This is a genomic window from Xanthobacter nonsaccharivorans, assembly GCF_043194755.2.
GTDB classification, from domain to species: Bacteria; Pseudomonadota; Alphaproteobacteria; order Rhizobiales; family Xanthobacteraceae; genus Xanthobacter; species Xanthobacter autotrophicus_G.
Genome location: NZ_CM195526.1, coordinates 121110 through 142332, shown reverse-complemented (window position 1 = coordinate 142332; position 21223 = coordinate 121110). Strand labels below are relative to the sequence as shown.

General features: G+C 70.9%; 18 protein-coding genes. 12 read left to right on the top strand and 6 right to left on the bottom strand.

Going from position 1 to position 21223, the window contains the following annotated elements:
• Positions 1-40 precede the first annotated feature (40 nt).
• Entirely contained in the window at positions 41-1072 is a 1032-nt protein-coding gene (locus V5F59_RS00625) for an NAD-dependent epimerase/dehydratase family protein (protein WP_393979347.1), read from the top strand.
• 26 nt (positions 1073-1098) lie between these two features.
• Here V5F59_RS00625 and dnaJ read toward each other — a convergent pair whose 3' ends face one another.
• Together dnaJ and dnaK are read right to left on the bottom strand one after the other, a co-directional pair.
• Positions 1099-2238: a molecular chaperone DnaJ gene (gene dnaJ, locus V5F59_RS00620; RefSeq protein WP_393979345.1), complete on the bottom strand. Its 1140-nt coding sequence runs from the start codon at positions 2236-2238 to the stop codon at positions 1099-1101.
• A 294-nt stretch (positions 2239-2532) separates the two neighbouring features.
• Complete coding sequence (gene dnaK, locus V5F59_RS00615; protein ID WP_393979343.1) at positions 2533-4428, bottom strand: molecular chaperone DnaK; 1896 nt, start codon at positions 4426-4428, stop codon at positions 2533-2535.
• Between the two features lie 247 nt (positions 4429-4675).
• On the opposite strand from dnaK, the gene pncA reads away from it, so the two are divergent.
• Entirely contained in the window at positions 4676-5338 is a 663-nt protein-coding gene (gene pncA / locus V5F59_RS00610; RefSeq protein ID WP_393979341.1) for a bifunctional nicotinamidase/pyrazinamidase, read from the top strand.
• 73 nt (positions 5339-5411) lie between these two features.
• On the opposite strand, the gene V5F59_RS00605 is transcribed toward pncA, so the two are convergent.
• Together V5F59_RS00605 and V5F59_RS00600 are read right to left on the bottom strand one after the other, a co-directional pair.
• The gene (locus V5F59_RS00605; protein WP_393979339.1) at positions 5412-5792 is read right to left on the bottom strand and encodes a VOC family protein; all 381 of its coding nucleotides are present in this window, start codon (positions 5790-5792) and stop codon (positions 5412-5414) included.
• 264 nt (positions 5793-6056) lie between these two features.
• Positions 6057-6650 (bottom strand): hypothetical protein, encoded by a 594-nt coding sequence (locus V5F59_RS00600; RefSeq protein WP_393979337.1) that lies wholly within the window; start codon positions 6648-6650, stop codon positions 6057-6059.
• A 174-nt stretch (positions 6651-6824) separates the two neighbouring features.
• On the opposite strand from V5F59_RS00600, the gene V5F59_RS00595 reads away from it, so the two are divergent.
• The 9 genes from V5F59_RS00595 to gshB all read left to right on the top strand — a co-directional run bounded on the left by V5F59_RS00595 (position 6825) and on the right by gshB (position 17354).
• Positions 6825-7472, top strand: a complete 648-nt coding sequence (locus V5F59_RS00595; RefSeq protein WP_393979335.1) for an alpha-ketoglutarate-dependent dioxygenase AlkB family protein — start codon at positions 6825-6827, stop codon at positions 7470-7472.
• A 119-nt stretch (positions 7473-7591) separates the two neighbouring features.
• Positions 7592-8533: a hypothetical protein gene (locus V5F59_RS00590; RefSeq protein ID WP_393979333.1), complete on the top strand. Its 942-nt coding sequence runs from the start codon at positions 7592-7594 to the stop codon at positions 8531-8533.
• A 75-nt stretch (positions 8534-8608) separates the two neighbouring features.
• Entirely contained in the window at positions 8609-9985 is a 1377-nt protein-coding gene (locus V5F59_RS00585; protein ID WP_393979331.1) for a sensor histidine kinase, read from the top strand.
• Positions 9982-10989 carry an NADH-quinone oxidoreductase subunit B family protein gene (locus V5F59_RS00580; protein WP_393979329.1) on the top strand — a complete coding sequence of 336 codons (1008 nt, stop codon included), beginning with the start codon at positions 9982-9984 and terminating at the stop codon, positions 10987-10989. The genes V5F59_RS00585 and V5F59_RS00580 overlap by 4 nt, the downstream gene beginning before the upstream one ends.
• Before the next feature lie 13 nt (positions 10990-11002).
• Positions 11003-12457, top strand: a complete 1455-nt coding sequence (locus V5F59_RS00575; RefSeq protein WP_393979327.1) for a nickel-dependent hydrogenase large subunit — start codon at positions 11003-11005, stop codon at positions 12455-12457.
• A gap of 6 nt (positions 12458-12463) precedes the next feature.
• The gene (hypF, locus tag V5F59_RS00570; protein ID WP_393979325.1) at positions 12464-14758 is read left to right on the top strand and encodes a carbamoyltransferase HypF; all 2295 of its coding nucleotides are present in this window, start codon (positions 12464-12466) and stop codon (positions 14756-14758) included.
• 100 nt (positions 14759-14858) lie between these two features.
• On the top strand, positions 14859-15803 hold the full coding sequence (gene rsmI / locus V5F59_RS00565) for a 16S rRNA (cytidine(1402)-2'-O)-methyltransferase (protein ID WP_393979323.1): 945 nt from the start codon (positions 14859-14861) through the stop codon (positions 15801-15803).
• Positions 15796-16185 (top strand): YraN family protein, encoded by a 390-nt coding sequence (locus tag V5F59_RS00560; protein ID WP_393979321.1) that lies wholly within the window; start codon positions 15796-15798, stop codon positions 16183-16185. Before rsmI ends, V5F59_RS00560 begins: the two co-directional genes overlap by 8 nt.
• 224 nt (positions 16186-16409) lie before the next feature.
• Positions 16410-17354 carry a glutathione synthase gene (gene gshB, locus V5F59_RS00555; protein WP_393979319.1) on the top strand — a complete coding sequence of 315 codons (945 nt, stop codon included), beginning with the start codon at positions 16410-16412 and terminating at the stop codon, positions 17352-17354.
• 470 nt (positions 17355-17824) lie between these two features.
• On the opposite strand, the gene V5F59_RS00550 is transcribed toward gshB, so the two are convergent.
• Positions 17825-18607 (bottom strand): class I SAM-dependent methyltransferase, encoded by a 783-nt coding sequence (locus V5F59_RS00550; RefSeq protein ID WP_393979317.1) that lies wholly within the window; start codon positions 18605-18607, stop codon positions 17825-17827.
• A 136-nt stretch (positions 18608-18743) separates the two neighbouring features.
• On the opposite strand from V5F59_RS00550, the gene V5F59_RS00545 reads away from it, so the two are divergent.
• Positions 18744-20276 carry a YifB family Mg chelatase-like AAA ATPase gene (locus V5F59_RS00545; RefSeq protein ID WP_393979315.1) on the top strand — a complete coding sequence of 511 codons (1533 nt, stop codon included), beginning with the start codon at positions 18744-18746 and terminating at the stop codon, positions 20274-20276.
• 78 nt (positions 20277-20354) lie between these two features.
• Here the strand turns inward: V5F59_RS00545 and V5F59_RS00540 are convergent, their stop codons facing one another.
• A complete protein-coding gene (locus tag V5F59_RS00540) occupies positions 20355-20972 on the bottom strand; it encodes a hypothetical protein (protein WP_393979313.1) in 618 nt (205 codons plus the stop codon).
• Between the last annotated feature and the right edge of the window lie 251 nt (positions 20973-21223).

Here is a 21223-nt window from a genome sequence, read left to right as displayed (position 1 = left end):
TATGAACATCGTTTAGTGAACAACGTTCAGGATCACTCTAATGTCCGCCGCCACCTTTCCGCAAGAGAACGCCCACCCCCATCCCGCTCCTCGCATCGGCCTCGTCGGCGCAACCGGCGCGGTGGGGGCGAGCATCGCTTCGGCCTTCGAGGCCGCCGCCACGCCCTACGCCGTCATCGGCCGGTCGGCGGCGAGCCTCGCCCGCATGGCTGGCGACACCCGCCTGGCGCAGGCCCGGCTGTGGCAGCCGGACGATGTGGACGGCATGCGCCCGGCCTTTCGGGGGCTCGATACCCTCATCTACATGGTGGGCGTGCCCTACGACGCCTTCCACCTCCACCCGCAACTGATGCGGCGGACCATCGCCGCGGCCGCCGCCGAGGGGGTGTCCCGCCTGCTGCTGATCGGCACCGCCTATCCCTTCGGGCGGCCCCAGGCGACACGGGTGGACGAGGCGCACCCGCGCATGCCCCACACCCGCAAGGGGCAGATGCGCAAGGAGCAGGAGGATATCCTGATGGCGGCGGACGCCGCCGGGACGATCCGCGCCAGCATCCTGCGCCTGCCCGACTTCTACGGCCCCGGCGTGGAGCGCAGCTTCCTGGCCGACATCTTCGCCGCGGCGGCCGAGGGACGGCGGGCGAAGGTGGTGGGACCCATCGACACGCCGCACGAATTCGTCTTCGTGCCGGACGTGGGGCCGGTGGCGCGGGCGCTGGTCGGGCGGGAGGACGCCTTCGGCCACACCTTCAATCTCGGCGGTGCGGGCACGATCACCGTTCGCGAGGTCGCGGACCGCGCCTTCGCCCTGGCGCACCGGCCGCCGAAGCTGATGGTGGCCGGCAAGACCCTGCTGCGCCTCGCCGGCCTGTTCGACCCGCTGATGCGCGAGCTGGTGGAGATGAACTATCTGATGACCACGCCCGTGGTCTTCGACGACAGCGCCCTCCAGCGCCTCATCGGCCCCATCGCGAAGACCCCCTATGACGAGGGCATCGCCCGCTGCATGGCGGCGGCGCGGGACGCGCTCAGCGGCAAGAGCGGCGCGTCACCCGTTCCGCAGACCGCCTGAGGGGCCCCGGGACGGAGCCCACCCGCTCACGCCCCCTCGCCCGCGGCCCCCTGGAAGAACTCCTTCACCTTGGAGAAGAAGCCCGTGGATTCGGGATGGGTCTCGCCGGAGCATTCCTTGTCGAACTCGGCGAGCAGCTCGCGCTGGCGCTTGGTGAGCTTCTGCGGGGTCTCCACCACCACCTGCACATACATGTCGCCATGATTGCGCGCGCGCAGGATGGGCATGCCCTTGCCGGAGAGGCGGAAGCGCTTCTGCGACTGGGTGCCCTCGGGGATCTTCACCTTGGTCTTGTCGCCGTCGATGGTGGGCACCTCCACCGCGCCGCCCAGCGCCGCCGTCACCATGGAGATGGGCACGCGGCAATAGAGGTCCGCGCCCTCCCGCTGGAAGAAAGCGTGGGGCTCGAGGGAGAGGAAGATGTAGAGGTCGCCGGCCGGTCCGCCGCGCACGCCGGCCTCGCCCTCGCCGCCGAGGCGGATGCGGGTGCCGTCCTCGACGCCGGGCGGAATCTGCACCGAGAGGGTGCGCTCGCGCGTCACCCGGCCGGCACCGCCGCAGGCGCCGCACGGATCCTCGATCACCTGGCCGCGGCCCTGGCAGGTGGGGCAGGTGCGCTCCAGGGTGAAGAAGCCCTGGGCATGGCGGATCTTGCCCGCGCCGCCGCAGGTGCGGCAGGGCTTGGGCTGGGTGCCGGGCTTGGCGCCCGAACCCGAGCAGGTCTCGCAGGTGACGGAGGTAGGGATCTTGATCTGCGCGGTCTTGCCGGTGAAGGCTTCCTCCAGCGTGATCTCCATGTTGTAGCGCAGGTCCGCGCCGCGCCCGCGCTGCTGGCCGCCGCCGCGCCCGCGACCCATGGAGCCGCCGAACAGATCGTCGAAGATGTCCGCGAAGGAGGAGGCGAAGTCGTTGCCGAAGCCGGGGCCGCCGCCCCCGCCGTTCTCGAAGGCGGCATGGCCGAAGCGGTCATAGGCGGCGCGCTTCTGGGGGTCCTTGAGGACCTCGTAGGCCTCGTTGACCTCCTTGAACATCACCTCGGCGTCGTCATTGCCGTGGTTGCGGTCTGGATGCCACTTCATGGCCAGCTTGCGGTAGGAGGCCTTGAGCACCGTCTCGTCGGCGCCGCGGTCACAGCCGAGGATCTCGTAATAGTCGCGCTTGGCCATAGTCTGTCTTCACCTGCCGCACTTCGCCTGCCGCAACAGGCCTGCCGAATGCCGGGTCAAGGGCGTCCGGGCTGTCTTCGGCATTCGGAACGGGTTGTCATGGCCGGCCATCCTGCCGGCGGTTGATGCGCCCCATCCGGGGGGTGCGCCGATGGCCCGCCTCGCGCAAACCGCCTGGGACCCGGCGCAGCACCCGGAACGGGCCGGGAATAGCGACTGAAACCGGTCGAATCAAATACCGCCTTCAGGGGCAGCGAAGAAAACCGGCGGGCTCAGCGCCCGCCGGCGGGTTCGTCAGGCCGACTTCTTGTTGTGGTCGTCGACCTCGGTGAACTCGGCGTCCACCACGTCGTCCTTCTTGGCCGCGCCCGGCTCCGCGCCGCCCTGCTGGGCCGCGTACATGGCCTCGCCGAGCTTGAGGGAGGCCTGGGCCAAGGCGTTGGTCTTGGCCGTGATGGCCTCGACATCATCGCCCTCCAGCGCCGACTTGAGGTCGGCGAGCGCCGCCTCGATGGCCCCCTTCTCCGCCGCGCCGACCTTCTCGCCATGCTCGGCGACGGCCTTCTCGGTGGAGTGGACGAGGGCTTCCGCGTGGTTCTTGGCTTCCACCAGGGCCCGGCGCTTCTTGTCCTCGGCCGCGTGGGCCTCGGCGTCCTTCACCATCTTCTCGATGTCGGCATCGTTGAGGCCGCCCGAGGCCTGGATGCGGATCTGCTGCTCCTTGCCGGTGCCCTTGTCCTTGGCGGAGACCTGCACGATGCCGTTGGCGTCGATGTCGAAGGTCACCTCCACCTGCGGCACGCCGCGGGGCGCCGGGGGAAGGCCCATGAGATCGAACTGGCCGAGCATCTTGTTGTCGGCCGCCATCTCGCGCTCACCCTGGAACACGCGGATCGTCACCGCGGTCTGTCCGTCCTCGGCCGTGGAGAACACCTGGCTCTTCTTGGTCGGGATGGTGGTGTTGCGGTCGATGAGGCGGGTGAACACGCCGCCCAGCGTCTCGATGCCCAGCGACAGCGGGGTCACGTCGAGCAGCAGCACGTCCTTCACGTCGCCCTGGAGCACGCCGCCCTGGATGGCGGCGCCGATGGCGACCACCTCGTCCGGGTTGACGCCCTTGTGGGGCTCCTTGCCGAAGAACTGCTTCACCACTTCCTGCACCTTGGGCATGCGGGTCATGCCGCCGACGAGGACCACCTCGTCGATCTGCCCGGCGGTGAGGCCGGCATCCTTCAGCGCGAGCCGGCAGGGCTCGACGGTCCGCTGGATGAGGTCGTCCACCAGCGCCTCGAACTTGGCGCGGGTGAGCTTCATGGTGAGATGCTTCGGACCCGAGGCATCCGCCGTGATGAAGGGCAGGTTGATCTCGGTCTGGGTGGCGGACGACAGCTCGATCTTCGCCTTCTCGGCGGCCTCCTTGAGGCGCTGAAGGGCGAGCTTGTCGTTGCGCAGGTCGATGCCCTGCTCCTTCTTGAACTCGTCGGCGAGGTAGCCCACGAGCCGCATGTCGAAGTCTTCACCGCCGAGGAAGGTGTCGCCGTTGGTGGACTTCACCTCGAACACGCCGTCGCCGATCTCCAGCACCGACACGTCGAAGGTGCCGCCGCCGAGGTCATAGACCGCGATGGTGCCGGCCGACTTCTTGTCGAGGCCGTAGGCGAGCGCCGCCGCGGTGGGCTCGTTGATGATACGCAGCACCTCAAGGCCGGCGATGCGGCCGGCGTCCTTGGTGGCCTGGCGCTGGGCGTCGTTGAAGTAGGCGGGGACGGTGATGACCGCCTTCTCCACCTTCTCGCCCAGGAACGACTCGGCCGTCTCCTTCATCTTCTGCAGGATGAAGGCGGAGATCTGCGAGGGGGAATACTTCTTGCCGTCCGCCTCGACCCAGGCGTCGCCGTTGTCGGCGCGCACGATCTGGTAGGGGACGAGCTTCTTGTCCTTCTCGACGGTGGGATCGTCATAGCGGCGGCCGATGAGGCGCTTCACCGCGAAGAAGGTACGCTCGGGATTGGTAACGCTCTGCCGCTTGGCAGGCTGGCCGACGAGACGCTCGCCATCCTCCGTGAAGGCGACGATGGAAGGCGTGGTGCGCGCGCCTTCGGCATTCTCGATGACTTTCGGGGCAGACCCCTCCATCACCGCAACGCAGGAATTGGTGGTGCCGAGGTCGATACCGATGATCTTGGCCATATAGCTTCTCCTTGCCGGCAGGCCGACCGGGCCCTTTCGGCACCCGAGATGGAAGGCCGCGAGCCCCTCCCGCGACCGATCCGCCGGCCCCCTGAACTTGAATTGGGGTTCGCCGCGACAACGGCGATCGAGGCGGATATAGGGGGGGTGATTTGGCCCTGCAAGGCGTGGTAGCAGGCGTTCGATCCCTTTTTCACGTCCCCGCGAGGATTTCTCCGCGCCGGGCTTTTCCCATGAGGCGCCGCAGATGAGCCCCTCCAAGCCCACCGGGGCGCCCGGCCGCGGCACCGATCCGCGCAGCGTGCTCATCCTGGTGGACCTGCAGGTGGATTTCCTGCCCGGCGGCGCCCTCGCCGTGCCCGGCGGGCACGAGGTGATGGCGCTGGCGAACCAGCTCGCCGCCGGCTTTCGCAACGTGGTGCTCACCCAGGACTGGCACCCGCCGGGGCACGTCTCGTTTGCCGCGAGCCATCCCGGCCGTGCGCCCTACGATATCATCGACCTGCCCTACGGACGGCAGATCCTGTGGCCGGTGCACTGCGTGCAGGACACGGACGGCGCCCGGCTTTCCTCCCGGATCGACGTGCCCCACGCCCAGCTGGTGGTGCGCAAAGGCCACCACCAGGGCATCGACAGCTATTCCACCTTCTATGAGGCGGACCGCACCACCCCCACCGGCCTTGCCGGCTACCTTCGGGAACGGGGGATCGAGACGGTCTATCTTGCGGGGCTCGCCCTCGACTTCTGCGTCTCCTGGTCGGCGGTGGATGCGGCGCGGCACGGTTTTACCACCTACGTGGTGGAGGATGCCTGCCGCGCCATTGACGTGGACGGCTCGCTGGCCGCCGCCTTCGCCGACATGACCGCCGCCGGGGTTCGGCGCCTTGCGGCGGCGGACCTCACGGGCTGAGCCCGCTCGACCCAAGGGGATCGCGTCATCCCACCGGATAGGACACGATCCAGGGGCGGGCGCACAAAGCGGATCACCCCTCGCTGGCGGTCATGAGGCCGAAGGGCGCGCCGGTCGCGTCCGACACGATGGCGATGCAGCCGATGCCCGGCACCTCGAACGGCTCCCGCAGCACATGGCCGCCGGCGGCCTGCAGCAGCTTCAGGCGCTGGTGGATGTCGTCCACGTTGATGTAGCTGAACCAGTGGGGCGGCACGGTGGGAGGCAGGAGGTCAGTCTTGTCCATGAGGCCCGCCACCGGCTCCTCGCCGAGGGCGGCGACATGATAGGTGCCGCCGTCCGCCATGGGCATCTCGCTGAAGGTCCAGCCGAGGGTGGCGCCGTAGAAGGCCCTGGCCTTGTCCACGTCGTCGGTGAGCAACTCGTTCCAGTAGAACTTTCCGTGCGGGCCCATGGATTTTCCTTCGGCTTTCCCGTGGCGGAGCATGCGCCGTGCCGGCGCGGCGGCACTATGCCCGAGCCGGCCGCAAGCGGCCAACGGCCTTTCCGCAAAGGCCCCAGCCCGCCAGGGCACGCCCCGATCAGCCCGCATCACGAGTTGATCGGGGGACGCGTTCTCTTTCCCGGGTTCACAGAGCGGCCCACCGGGCAAACGGATTCCATTTGCCCGGATTACGCTCCAGGGCCGGCCGGATACCCTGCTGCCTCGGCCCGGGCCTCACTCGATGATGAGGATGATGCGGCGGGTCCGCGCCTCCACCACCGCCGCCTCATTGCCGGGCAGCACGACGTAGCGGTAGCCGGAGAAGTCATAGCCCCCGGGATAGGCCCCGCCGTAGCCGGGTCCCACCGCCCCGTAACCGCCCGCGACATAGCCGGCATCGCCATAGCCGCCGTCGTCATAGGCCGCCTGGCCGTAGCCCTGCGGGTAGCCGGCCGCATAGCCGCCATAGGCGACCGGCGGACCGAAGCGGTTGAGCACCACCCCATTCGGCACCACGGCCCCGACGGAAGCGACGAAACCGCCCGGAATGGGCGCCGGCGGCACCGGATGGCGCACCACGTAGCCCGCCATGTAGTCGCGCTGGGCGGGGCCGAAGGCGCCGTAGCCGGCATAGCCGCCATAGCCGTAGCCCCCACCGTTGGTGATGACGACGGTGGTCTGCGCCGAGGCCCCGGCCGCGCCCGCCACCAGCAGCACCAAGCCGAGGCCCAGCGAGAGGGGGGATGGCAATCGGGTGGACGGCCGGCGTGCGGTGGCGCACGGGTCGCCGACGGCCGTAAGGGTGGTGGTCGTAATGGCGGCAGTCATGACGGAACATCCTCCTCGCCCCAGCTCCGAGAAGAGATGCTGATCCGCCAATTTGTTCCCACTTGGCCGAAAAAGGCCATGTAACATATAGTTACTACCATATTAACGCCGAAGTGAAGCCCGAGGAGCGCCCGCGTGATCACCGTGTTTCTTCTTCAAATCGCCTGAAACCGCGTGCCACCCCCTGCACCCGAGCCTTCAAGGCCCACGCCCCTCGCCATCGCTCCCGGTGCCCTGTGGTATCGCGAGGCGCTGGACCGCGCGGAACAGGCCGCCCTCCTCGCCGACATCCGCGCGGTGATGGCACAGGCGCCACCCTTCACCCCCACCATGCCGCGCACCGGCAAGCCCTTCTCCGTGACGATGACCAATTGCGGGCCATTGGGGTGGGTCTCGGATACCTCCGGATACCGCTATCAGTCCTTCCACCCGGACACGCGCCAGCCCTGGCCGCCGGTGCCGGCCCGCCTGCTGCGGCTGTGGGAGACCTATGCCCGCTGCCCGGCCCCGCCCGAAGCCTGCCTTGTCAATTATTACGGGCCCGACGCCCGCATGAGCCTGCACCAGGACCGGGACGAGCTCGATCTCACCGCGCCGGTCCTCTCCCTCTCCCTCGGGGACACGGCGCTGTTCCGCATCGGCGGGGAAGAGCGCGGGGGGAAGACCAGCTCGGTCCGCCTTGCCTCGGGGGATATCTTCGTGCTGTCCGGGCCGAGCCGGCTCGCCTTCCATGGCGTCGACCGGATCCTCGCCGGCACGTCCACCCTCCTGGCGGAAGGCGGACGCATCAACCTGACCCTCCGCCGCGTGAACCCCGCATGACGCACACCCGCGTGAGGTCCCACAGAATTGCCCGATTGTCGCCCGAAACAGGCCGTTCGCCCGCGGCGGAGGGGAAAAGAGGCCCCGCCACCCGGCACGTCCGTCCGCCGGAGCCCTTCATGCGCCGCCTTTTGACCGCCGCCGTCCTCGCCGTCGCCCTCACCGCAGCCGCCATCGCCAGCCCCGCGCGGGCGGCGGACGTCACATTTCCGCGCGGCTCCGCCATCGGCCTCGTGCCGCCGCCGGGCATGAGCGAGAGCCAGGCCTTCACCGGCTTCGAGGACCTCGGGCATACCGCCGCGCTGGTCATCGCCGAGATGCCGGCCGAGGCCTTCGACCCGATCGAGGCCGGCTTCACCTCCTCGGCGCTGGCCTCCAAGGGCATCGAGCTGGAGAAGCGCGAGCCGTTCGAGCTGAAGGGCGGCAAAGGGGTGCTGTTCACCGCCCGGCAGACGGTGGGATCCGCCACCTTCCGCAAATGGGTGCTGCTCGCCGGCAACGACGCCATGACCGCCCTCGTCACCATGCAGGTGCCCGAGGGCGAGATCGCCGCCTATCCCGACGCGGTGGTGCGCGCGGCGCTCGCCACCCTCACCTTCCGCTCGGTGCAGAACCAGGTGGACGCCTTGCCCTTCGTCATGGGCAACCTCGCGGGCTTTCGCCCCATCCGCGCCATCGCCGGCAACACGCTCCTGCTCACCGACGGCCCGAAGGACGTGGTGGACGGCGCGGAGCAACCGATCTTCGTGGTATCCATCGGCTCCGGCGCGCCGCGCGAGGACGACCGCCGGCAGTTCGCCATCCGCGCCCTGTCCACCTTGCCGGGGGTGAAGGAGATGCGGCTGGAGCGGGCGGAGCCCCTGCGCATCTCCGGCCAGCCCGGCTTCGAGGTGATGGCCACCGCCGCCGACGCCAAGACCGGGCAGCCGGTGAAGATCGTGCAATGGCTGCGCTTCGGCCCCACGGCCTACGTCCGCATGGTCGGCGTCACCAAGCTCGACGCCTTCCCCGACCTCTACGACCGCCTGCGTGCCCTGCGCGACGGGCTGGAATCGCGCTGAGCACCGCCCCGTTGCGCCGGAGGGACGGGCGGGATTAACCTCTCCCTCCCCCGCTCTCCAGCGCAGGACCGCCCGATGCCCGTCTCCGGGGGCAAGGACTTTCTCGCCGAACCACCCCTCGCGCTCACCGGCGCGGGAGCGGATTTCGGCGCGGTGGATGCGGAAGAGGCGTGGATCGCCGTCATCCGCAAGATGGACGAGGCCTATGCGGAGCTGGTCCGCCAGCAGGTGGAGCTGGAGGCCAAGAACGCCGCGCTGGAGGAAGCCCAGGGCTTCATCGCCGGCCTGCTGGGCTCCATGACGGACGTGCTCGTCGCCTGCGACCTCTCGGGACGGGTGGAGCAGGTGAACCTCGCCGCCGAACGTGCCTTCGGCCAGCTGGCGGAAGGGCTGGTGGGCCGCCCGCTCGCCGACCTCATCGACGCCTCCTCGCCGACCACCGCCGCCGATGTGCTGGCGACCATGGGGATGCGCCAGCGCATCGCCGACCGGGAATTCACCCTCGCCACCACCGACGGGCCTCTCCCCGTGGCGGTGAACGGCGCCGTGCGGTTCGATCCGCGCGGGCGGGCGGTGGGCATCGTGCTGGTGGGCCGGCCCATCGGCGAGCTGCGTGCCGCCTATCACGAGCTCGCTCAGGCGCACGAGCATCTGAAGCGCACCCAGCAGCAGCTGGTGCATTCGGAGAAGATGGCCTCCCTCGGCCGCCTGGTGGCGGGCGTCGCCCACGAGCTGAACAACCCCATCTCCTTCGTCTATGGCAACGCCCATGCGCTGAAGCGCTATGCCGAGCGGCTCATCGCCTATCTCGACCAGGTGCACGGCGGCGCGAACGGTCCGGCCCTCGCCAAGGCGCGGGGCGACCTGCGCATCGATCGCGCGCTGTCCGACATCCCCGCCACCCTCTCCGGCATGCTGGAGGGGGCCGAGCGCGTGCGCGACATCGTCGCCGACCTGCGCCGCTTCTCCTCCGACCGGCGGGAGGCGCGGGAGGTGTTCGACCTCGCCGGCGTGGTCCGCTCCGCCGTGGACTGGGTGGCCAAGAGCCAGATGCCGGACCTCGCCATCCTCGTGGACGTGCCCGAGGGCCTGGAGGCGGTGGGCCACCCCGGCCACATCCACCAGGTGATGATGAACCTGGTTCAGAATGCGGTGGATGCCCTGGAAGGCCGGCCCGAGCGCCGGCTGGAGATCACCGGCGCGCGGCTCGACGGGCCCGGCGCCCCGCGCGTGGTGGTCAGGGTCCGCGACAGCGGGCCGGGCATCCCCGAGGACATCCTCGGCCGCGTGTTCGACCCCTTCTTCACCACCAAGCCGGTGGGCAAGGGCACCGGCCTCGGCCTCTCCATCTGCTATCGCATCGTCGAGGAGCATGAAGGGCGGCTCGAGGCCACCAACCACCCGGACGGCGGCGCCGTCTTCTCCCTCATCCTTCCGGCGGGGCGCCCATGAACGAGCCGTTCACCCTGCTCTGGCTGCAATCCGGCGGTTGCGGTGGCTGCACCATGTCGCTGCTGTGCGCCGAGGCGCCGGACCTCACGGCGACCCTCGCCAGCGCCCATATCCGCTTCCTCTGGCATCCGACCCTGTCGGAGGAGACCGGCGCGGAGGCCCTCGCGGTGTTCGAGGCCGTGCTCTCCGGCGCGGTCCGGCTCGATGCCCTGTGCGTGGAGGGCGCCCTGCTGCGCGGGCCGAACGGGACCGGGCGCTTCCATATGCTCGCCGGCACCGGCACGCCCACCATCGACTGGGCGCGGCGCCTGGCGGCGGTGGCCGAGAACGTGGTCGCGGTCGGCACCTGCGCCGCCTATGGCGGGGTGACCGCCGCCGGCATCAATCCCGCCGACGCCTGCGGCCTGCAGTATGACGGCCGCCGCAAGGGCGGCGCGCTGGGGGCGGACTTCCGCTCCCGCTCCGGCCTGCCGGTGATCAACGTGGCCGGCTGCCCCACCCATCCCAACTGGGTGACCGAGACCTTGATGCTGCTCGCCGCCGGGCTGATCCACGAAGGCGACCTGGACATCTACGCCCGGCCGCGCTTCTACGCCGACCACCTGGTGCACCACGGCTGCCCGCGCAACGAATATTACGAGTACAAGGCGAGCGCCGAGAAGATGAGCGACCTCGGCTGCATGATGGAGCATCTCGGCTGCCTCGGCACGCAGGCGCACGCCGATTGCAACACCCGCCTGTGGAACGGCGAGGGCTCCTGCACCCGCGGCGGCCACGCCTGCATCAACTGCACCGCCCCCGAGTTCGAGGAGCCGGGCCACGCCTTCCTGGAGACGCCGAAGATCGGCGGCATTCCCGTGGGCCTTCCCACCGACATGCCCAAGGCCTGGTTCATCGCCCTCTCGTCACTGGCCAAGGCGGCGACGCCGGAGCGCCTCAGGCGCAACGCCACCGCCGACCACGTCGTGACGCCGCCCGCCGTCCGGGACATCAAGAAGCGATGAGCGCAAGCAAACCATGACGGAAGGTGAAAAGCGGCTCGTCGTCGGGCCGTTCAACCGGGTGGAAGGCGACCTCGAGGTCCGGCTCGACGTCGCGGGCGGGGAGGTGCGGCGGGCCTTCGTCTCCTCGCCCCTCTTCCGCGGCTTCGAGCGCATCCTGGAAGGGCGCGACCCGCGCGATGCCCTCGTCATCGCCCCGCGCATCTGCGGCATCTGCTCGGTGTCCCAGTCCCACGCCGCGGCGCTGGCCCTGGCGGAGCTTGAGGGCATCCGGCCCACCGACAACGGGCGCATCGCCACCAACCTCATCCTCGCCACCGAGAACGTGGCGGACCACCTGACCCACTTCCACGTCTTCTTCATGCCCGACTTCGCCCGGGCGGTGTACGAGGACCGGCCGTGGTTCGCGGCGGCGGCCCGGCGCTTCAAGGCGGCCCAGGGGGAGAGCGTGCGCCGGGCGCTGGCGACGCGGGCGACGCTGCTGCATGTGCTCGGCCTCCTCGCCGGGCGCTGGCCGCACACCCTCGCGCTCCAGCCCGGCGGTGTCGCCAGGGGCGCGGATGCACGGGACCAGATGCGCCTGCTTGCCACCCTCGGCGCCGTGCGCGCGGACCTGGAGGAGCGTCTCTACGGCGCGCCGCTGGAGCAGGTCGCGCAGATCGCCTCCGCCGATGAGCTGGAGGCCTGGCGGCAGGCCGGGCCCGAAGGGGACTTCCGCCTGTTCCTCGAGATCGCCACCGACCTCGACCTCACCACCCTCGGCCGCGCCCACGACCGCTTCCTGTCCTATGGCGCCTATCCGCAGGCGGAGGGCCGCCTCTACGCATCCGGCACGTTCGCCGGTGCGGAAGGTGCGCTCGACCCCGCCGCCATCGCCGAGGATCACACCTTCGCCCGCATGGAGGGCCGCGAGGCGCCGCACGTGCCCTTCGAGGGCACCACCTTCCCCGATGCCACGGACGAGACCGGCTACACCTGGTGCAAGGCCCCGCGCCTCGCTGGCCTGCCGTTCGAGACGGGCGCCTTCGCCCGGCAGGTGGTGGCCGGCCATCCGCTCGCCCGCGACCTCGCGGCGCGGGAGGGGGCGAACGTGCGCTCCCGCGTCATCGGCCGGCTGGTGGAGACGGCCCGCACCCTCATCGCCATGGAAGGCTGGGTGCGGGAGCTTCAGCCGGGCGCGCCCTGGTGCGCGCAGGGACACCTTCCCCAGCACGGCCGCGCCTTCGGGCTGACGGAGGCGGCGCGCGGTGCGCTCGGACACTGGGTGGTGGTGGAGAAAGGCCGCATCGCCCGCTACCAGATCATCGCCCCCACCACCTGGAACTTCTCCCCCCGCGATGCTTCCGGCCAGCCCGGCCCGTTGGAGACCGCCCTCGTGGGCGCGCCCGTGCGGCAAGGGGAGGTGACGCCCGTGAGCGTGCAGCACATCGTGCGCTCGTTCGACCCCTGCATGGTCTGCACGGTGCACTGACCGGCCATGGCTGCGGACGGGATCGAGGGAGAGGAGATCGAGGTCTCCGGCATCGTCCAAGGGGTCGGCTTCCGCCCCTTCGTGCATCGCCTCGCCACGCGCCTCGGCATCCGCGGCACCGTGCGCAACGCCGGGGACCGGGTGGTCATTCACGCCGGTGGCGCCCGCGCGACGCTCGATGCGTTCGCGGCGGCGCTGGCGGCGGAAGCCCCGGTGCTGGCGCGGGTGGAGGCGGTGACGCGGCGGCCGGCGCTCCCGCCCGGGGACGGTTTCCGCATCGTGGAGAGCGGGCCGGGCACCGTCTCGGTGGGCGTGGTGCCGGATGTGGCCACCTGCCCCGCCTGCCGGGCCGAGATCGCCGACCCGAACGCCCGGCGCCACCGCTACGCCTTCACCAATTGCACGGATTGCGGGCCGCGCTTCTCCATCGTCACCGGCCTGCCCTACGACCGGCCGGCAACCACCATGGCGGGCTTCGCCATGTGCCCCGCCTGCCGCGCCGAGTATGACGACCCGGCCGACCGCCGCTTCCACGCCCAGCCCATCGCCTGCCCGGACTGCGGGCCGCGGCTGTGGCTGGAAGGGGTCGAGGCTGACGGCACGGACCCGCTCGCCCACGCCGCCGCCCTGCTTCGGGCGGGCCGGATCCTGGCCGTGAAGGGGATCGGCGGCTTCCATATCGCCTGCGATGCCACGAATGCCGCCGCGGTCGAGACCCTGCGCGCCCGCAAGCACCGGCCCACCAAGCCGCTCGCAGTGATGGCGGACCTCGCCACCGCCCGGGCCCTCTGTTTCCTTTCCCCGGAGGAGGAGGCGGCGCTCGCTCATCCGTCCGCGCCCATTCTGCTGCTGCGGCTCAGGCCGGGCGGGCCCCTCGCCCTTGGCGTCGCGCCGGGACAGGCCGTGCTGGGGCTGATGCTGCCCTACACGCCCCTGCACCACATGCTGGTCGCGCAGACCGGCGGGCCCCTGGTGATGACCTCCGGCAACCGCTCCAGCGCGCCGCAGATCTTCCGGGACGAGGAGGCGCGCGCGGGCCTTTCCGGCATCGTCGACGGCTTCCTCATGCACGACCGGCCCATCGCCCGGCGCCTCGACGACAGCGTGGCGCGGTTCGCGGCCGGCGGGCTGCGGGTGATGCGGCGCGGACGTGGCCTCGCCCCCATGCCGCTGCGGTTGCCCGCCGATTTCGCCGAGGCCCCGCCGGTGCTCGCCATGGGCGGGGAGCTGAAAAGCGCGCTCTGCCTCACCCACGGGGCGAAGGCGCTGCTCTCCCACCACCTGGGCGACCTGGACGAGCCGGCCACGGGCGATGCCTTCGATGCGGCTCTCGCCGACTATTCCGCCCTCTTCGTCCACCACCCGGAGGTGGTGGCGGTGGACCTCCATCCGGACTATCGCGCCTCCCGCCTCGGCATCGCCCTCGCCGAGGCCCGCGGCCTCCGGCTGGAGCGGATCCAGCACCACCATGCCCACATCGCCGCCGCCATGGCGGAGGCCGGGTGGCGGCGGTCCGACGGTCCGGTGGTGGGCATCGCCCTCGACGGGCTGGGGCTGGGCGACGACGGCACGGCCTGGGGCGCCGAGGTGCTGGTCTGCGACTATCGGGTGAGCCGCCGTGCCGCCCGCCTCGCGCCTATCCCCCTCGCCGGCGGGGATGCGGCGAGCCGGGAGCCGTGGCGCGTGCTGCTCGCCCATCTCGACCGGGCGCTGGGGCGGAGCGCGGTGGACGCCGATCCCCGCCTCGCCGGCCTGTTCGCCGGAAAAGCCATCTCCACGCTGCGCGCGATGATGGACAAGCGGCTGAACGCGCCCTTGGCCTCCTCCGCCGGCCGGCTGTTCGACGCGGCCTCGTGCCTGCTCGGCCTCGCGCCCGACCGGCTCAGCCATGAGGGCGAGGCGGCCATGGCGCTGGAGGCGCTGGCGGCCGGGGACGCCGCCCCCTACCCCTTCGCGCTTGAGAGCGCGGGCGGGCCGATGGAGATCGACCCCGCTCCCCTGTGGCGGGCGATGCACGCGGACCTCGCCGCCCGCCGCCCCCGCGCGGACATGGCCGCCGCCTTCCATGCCGGCCTCGCCGAGGCCTTCGTCGCGGCCGCCGCGCGCATTTCTGAGAAAGAGGGCATCGGCACCGTCGCCCTGTCCGGCGGCGTGTTCCAGAACGCCCGGCTGCTGGAGGAGACGGCCCGCCGCCTCGCAGCACGCGGCCTCGCCACCCTCGTCCCCGCCGAGGTACCCGCCAACGACGGCGGGCTCGCCTTCGGCCAGGCGGTGGTGGCGGCCGCCCGGCACATAAGCTGAGCGGCCGACGGATTGAGCCACCAGCCGGATCGCGACGGCCGCGGCGAAACCCCGGCGGCGGGGCGTTCCCGTTCCGCTTGCGCGGGACTATGGTGGCGCCATGACCAGCCCGCACCGCTCGCCTGCGCCGGATGCCTCCGGCGCGCGGCCGAAAACCTACCTCCTCGCCGGCACCGAAGTGTCCGCCCACGCCCTCGCGCCCGGCCTCCACGTGGTGGCGACGCCCATCGGCAACCTCGCCGACGTGACCGTGCGGGCGCTGGAGACCCTGGCGGCGGCGGACGTGATCGCCTGCGAGGACACCCGCATCTCCCGCCGCCTGCTCGACCGCTACGCCATCCAGACCCCGCTCGTGCCCTATCACGACCACAACGGCGCCAGCGCCCGGCCGAAGCTGCTGGCGCGGCTCGCGGCCGGGGAGCGCGTGGCCCTCATCTCGGACGCCGGCACGCCGCTCGTTTCCGATCCCGGCTTCAAGCTGGTGGTGGAGGCGGCGGAGGCGGGCCATACGGTGCACCCGGTGCCCGGCGCCTCGGCCCTGCTCGCGGCGCTGGTGGCGGCGGGCCTGCCCACCGACTGCTTCCTGTTCGACGGCTTCCTCCCCCCCAAATCCGGACAAAGGAAGAACCGCATCGGCGCGCTGGCGAACGTGCCCGCCACTCTCGTCTTCTACGAGAGCGGCCCGCGCCTTGCCGAGAGCCTCGCCGACCTCGCCGAGCGCCTCGGTCCGCGCAAGGCCGCGGTCTGCCGGGAGCTGACCAAGGCCTATGAGGAGGTGCGGCGCGGCGAGCTGCCCGCCCTCGCCGCCCATTACGCGGGCGTGGAACCGCCCAAGGGCGAGATCGTGCTCGTCATCGGCCCGCCGCTGGAAGAGGCGGCCGGCGACGATGCCGTGGACGAGGCCCTCGCCCGCGCCCTGAAGGAAGGCTCGCTGAAGGATGCGGTGGCCACCGTCACCGCCATGACCGGCCGGCCGAAGCGGGACGTCTATGCGCGCGCGCTGGCTTTGTCCGGCGGCCGCGCCGAGGCGGAGGGCGATGGCTGAGAATTCGGGCCCTGCGCAGAAGGCCCGCCGCCGCGCCGCCCACGACCGCGGCCTTCAGGCCGAGACCCGGGCGGCGGCCCTGCTCGGCGCGCACGGCTTTGACATCATCGCCCGGCGGGTGCGCACCAAGGCGGGGGAGATCGACCTCATCGCCCGGCAGGGAGACCTTCTCGTCTTCTGCGAGGTGAAGCAGCGCGCCGACATCGCGGATGCCGCCTATTCCATCCTGCCGCGCCAGCGCCGGCGCATCGCCGCCGCGGCCGAGGCGTACCTCGCCGCCCATCCCGAGCTTGCGACGCTGAACATGCGGTTCGACGCCGTTCTCATCGCCCGCACCGGCGCGGCGGAGCACCTGCCCGGGGCGTTCGAGGCGGAGTGGTGAGGCCGGTCTGAAGCTCCGGGCGCTCCAGACCTGAAACCAGAGGCCGATGCGCCAGACGCAGGAGCCACGTGGCGCAAGCCCGCGCGGCGCCATGGCGACACCCTCTCGGTCCTCCTCAAGGACCGCGGCCATCGGCATGGGAGGTGGCGGGGCAGCCATCGCGGCTATAGATAAGGTGAAGCCCCATTCGCCCCGGCGGACTCCCGCGGGGACCGGAGATTGCCATGGCCCTTCAGGTCGCGGTCCAGATGGACCACATTGCCAACATCAACGTTGCCGGCGATTCCACCTTTGCCTTGCTGCTGGAAGCCCAGGCGCGCGGGCACGCGCTGTTCCACTACACCCCCGACCGCATGGCCATGCGCGACGGCGTGGTGTTCGCGACGGTGGAGCCGCTCACCGTGAAGGACGAGGCGGGCGCGCACTTCGCTCTGGGCGAGACGCGCCGCATCCCGCTTGGCGAGATAGACGTGGTGCTGATGCGCCAGGACCCGCCCTTCGACATGGCCTATGTGACCGCGACCCACCTTCTGGAGCGCATCCACCCGAAGACGCTCGTGGTGAACGATCCGGCCCATGTGCGCAACGCGCCGGAGAAGATCTTCGTCACCGAGTTTCCCGACCTGATGCCGCCGACGCTGATCACCCGCGACCTCAGCGAGATCAAGGCCTTCCGCGCCGAGTTCGGCGACGTGGTGATGAAGCCGCTCTACGGCAACGGCGGTGCCGCCGTCTTCCGCCTCACCGCCGATGACCTCAATTTCGGCTCGCTGTTCGACCTGTTCTCCGTGACCTTCCGCGAGCCCTGGGTGGTGCAGCGCTTCCTGCCCGCCGTAAAGCACGGCGACAAGCGCATCATCCTGGTGGACGGCGAGGCCGCCGGCGCGGTGAACCGCGTGCCCAGCGAGGGGGACCTGAGGTCCAACATGGTGCGGGGCGGGGCGGCGCGGCCCACCGATCTCACCGACCGGGAACTGGAGATCTGCGCCCGCATCGGACCTTCGCTGAAGAAGATGGGGCTCATCTTCGTGGGCATCGACGTGATCGACGGCAATCTCACCGAGATCAACGTCACGTCCCCCACGGGCCTGCGCGCCATCAAGCGGCTGGGCGGGCCGGACATCGCCGCCCAGATCTGGGACCGGATCGAGGAGAAGCGCGCCGGCTGAAGGCCGCTACCCCCGCGGCGCCCCGAGTGTGCCCTCCCTCTCCTCCTTATTTGCCCGGCTGGAGCAGGGAGGAAGAGCCGAGCGGACGCGTTCGGAAGCGTTCCCCATGCGACACCGCAAGGGCTTCACCTCGTCATCTTCTGCAACGAATTCTGCAGCGAGGCTCGGCCGGCGTGACCCTCACCTTCCCCGCTGCCGCCCTCGACCAGCCCGGGGAGGCATCGCGGAACGCGAGGGACGCCCCCGCACAGCAAAGCCTGGGCACCCTCCCGATCGAGGGGCGCGGGCGGCCGGGCTCGAGAAAAAGCAGACCAAGCGCTCCACCCTCCCGCGAAGGGCGAGCACCGGGGCCGTCTGCGCCCACACGGCCGATTACGCCCTGAACCGCTCCCGGCTAGGCAGGCCCCAGCGCCGGCTCCGGCACGCCCCTGCCCTCGGGGCGCGCCGCCCCGATCAGCATCACCCCCGCGTCAGACCGCCTCCAGCTCCAGCGTCAGCGTGTCGATGGTGAAGGAGCCGTCCGCCTCGATCTCGAAATGGCTTGCCACATCCGTGCTCGCGCCGGCGAACAAAGAGCGGATGGCGGCCACGTGCAGCTCCGGCGTGCGGATGCGCTCCACCCAGGAGGTGAAGTCGAGCCGCAGCCGCCGACGGGCGGAGCGCATGGGCCGCAGAGCCGCGCCCTCGGCGAAATCCACCCACTGCGCCTCCGAATAGTCGCGCCCGTGGGAGGGATCGCGCAGGATCTCGACGGCCTGCAGGAAGCTGTCGGCCACCGGCCAGTCGGGCGCGATCACATCCATCATCACCACGAGGCCGCCGGCCTTCACCACGCGCCGCACCTCATGGAGCGCGGCCGGCACGTCCCGCCAATGGTGCGCGCTGAAGCGCGAGGCCACCATGTCGAACGATGCGTCGTCAAACGGCAGCCGCTCGGCGACGCCCTGCCGCGTGGCGATGTTGCCGAGCCCGCGGCGGACCGCCTCCGCCGCCACCGCGGCCAGCATGTCCTCGGACAGATCGTAGGCCACCACCTCGCCGGCGAACGGCGCCGCCGCGAAGCTCACATGCCCGCCGCCGCACCCGAGATCGAGCACGCGGCCGGGCCGGGCCTCCTCCAGCAGGGCGCCGAGGGCTTCCAGGTCCGCACCGCGCGCGTGCACGGCGCTCGCCACATAGGCCGCGGCCTGCGGGCCGAACATCTGCGCCACATGTGCCTCGTGGCCGCGCGTGCCCACAGCTTCCGTGCCCATGACCTCGACCTCCCGGAGAAATCCTGCGGAGCATATCTGCGCCAACCGGACGCGCAAGCGAAATTGTTCCACTTTCGTTCTTGTCGCAAGGGGCAGCCTCCGTTACCGTAAGGGACAGTCCAGAGGGGGGCGGGCTGTGATCCAGCGGGTGGCAACGGTTGCATTCGAGGGGGTGGACGCGCGCCCCGTGGACGTGCAGGTGCATGTCGCCGCCGGCCTGCCGGCCTTCACCATCGTCGGCCTGCCCGACAAGGCGGTGTCCGAAGCCAGGGAACGGGTGCGCGCCGCCCTCATCGCCTCCGGCCTGGCCCTCCCGGCGCGGCGCATCACGGTCAATCTCGCGCCGGCGGACCTGCCCAAGGAAGGCTCCCATTACGACCTGCCCATCGCGCTGGGACTGATGGCGGCCATCGGCGCCATCCCCTCCGATGCCCTCAACGGCTTCACCGTCGTCGGCGAGCTGGCGCTCGACGGCGCCATCGCGGCGGTGGCCGGCGTGCTGCCGGCCGCCATCGGGGCAAACGCCCGCGGCCACGGGCTCATCTGTCCCGCCCCGTGCGGCGCGGAGGCCGCCTGGGCGAGCCCGGAGATGGAGATCCTGGCGCCGCAATCCCTCATCCAGCTCGCCAACCACATGACCGGTCGCCAGGTGATGAACCGGCCCGAGCCGCGCATGAAGGCGCCGGTGGACTCCATGCTCGACCTGAAGGACGTGAAGGGCCAGGAAACCGCCAAGCGGGCGCTGGAGGTGGCCGCGGCCGGGGGGCACAACCTGCTTTTCATCGGCCCGCCGGGGGCCGGCAAGTCCATGCTGGCGCAGCGCCTGCCCTCAATCCTGCCGCCGCTCACCCCGGCGGAGATGCTGGACGTGTCCATGATCGCATCGGTGGCCGGCGCCATCGAGGACGGCGCGCTGATGGACCGTCGCCCGTTCCGCGCGCCACACCATTCGGCCAGCATGGCGGCCATGGTGGGCGGCGGCGCCAAGGCAAAGCCGGGCGAGGTCTCCCTCGCCCACAACGGCGTGCTGTTCCTGGACGAGCTGCCCGAATTCTCGCCCCAGGTGCTCGACAGCCTGCGCCAGCCTCTGGAGACCGGCGATGTGTTGATCGCGCGGGCGAACCACCGCGTCACCTACCCCGCCCGCTTCCAGCTGATCGCGGCCATGAACCCGTGCCGCTGCGGCCGGGCGGGCGAGCCGGGCTTCACCTGCAAGCGCGGCCCACGCTGCGCCGACGAATACCAGGCACGCCTCTCCGGCCCGTTCCTCGACCGCATCGACCTTCATCTGGAGGTACCGGCCGTCTCGGCCTCGGACCTGGTCCTGCCGGCCCCCGCCGAAGGCTCGCGGGAGGTGGCGGCGCGGGTGGCCCTGGCGCGGGAGATCCAGATGGAGCGCTACGCCGCCCTCGGGCGGCCGGACGTGCACACCAATGCGCAGGTCTCCGGCCCTCTCCTCGAGCAGGTGGCCACCCCCGACGCCGCCGGCATGACCTTGCTGCGCGATGCGGCGGACGCCATGCGCCTTAGCGCCCGTGGATACCACCGGGTGCTGAAGGTGGCCCGGACCCTTGCCGACCTCGACGGAATGGAGACGGTCGGCCGCCGCCACCTCGCCGAAGCACTGGCCTACCGCGCGGCGGCCGAACGGCCTCGGGCCGCGGCCTGAGCCGAGCGTAATATGATACCAATCACCATGCCCTGGCCGCGGGTCGCCGCCAACGCGGCGGGCGCAAACCTGAAGGCGTCAACGGATGGCGTTGATTGTGAGACCTTCGAGATAGGAGATCTGGGCGAGGTCGCCGGGCTCCACCTGCTGCAGATCGGCCAGGACATTGGGGTTGGCAGCCTTCATCGTCCGCACCACGCCGTCGAGCCCTTCAAAGGTGACGGTGCCGTTCTGCTTGTTGATATCGACGAAGATGGTGGTGATCGTCACCTCGCGCACGCCAAAGCCTTCGGGCCAGCCCGGCAGGCCGGCGTTCAGCGCGACCTCGTTCACCAGCTCGCCCGGCCGGCCCTGGCGCGCCTTGCCCAGCCCGGTCACCTCGCCGGGGGCGACGCTGATGATGAGCGTCTGGCCATTCTCGAAAGCGGTCAGGTCGCCGATGATCGGCGGGGCGATCACCGCCCAGCGCCGGCCGTTGGGAAGCTCCAGCACCACGCGGCGGGTTGCCGGATCCGCCGACACGAACTGAGCCCGGTAGGTGAAGACCGTCACCTGACCGACACCCTGGACAAAGACGCTGTTCACCTCGGTAGGGGTCGGCCGCAGCGGGGCCTGAGCGAACAGTGGGCCAGGGCATGCGAGGCCGGCAGCAAGGCACAGCGCCGCGGCGGCGTTGGCGACCGTCTTCATGTTCATATGCCCCCGTGCATCCGGGCGGTGGCGAGGAATCGCCGGCGTCGCCCCCTGGCTGCGGGTACCACCAGGACCCTCCGGCGGCAAGCAATGCACCACAGGGGCGACCCACGCCATTGTCACATGACCGTTGGAAAATTATGGTGTTGGTAACATTCACATCCTGCCGCTCGCGAGGCGGAGGATGAGGAGGGTCGCCGGCGCGGGGCGGGTGCGCGTAGCACGTTACGCTCGGTTTCATGACGGCCTGAAAG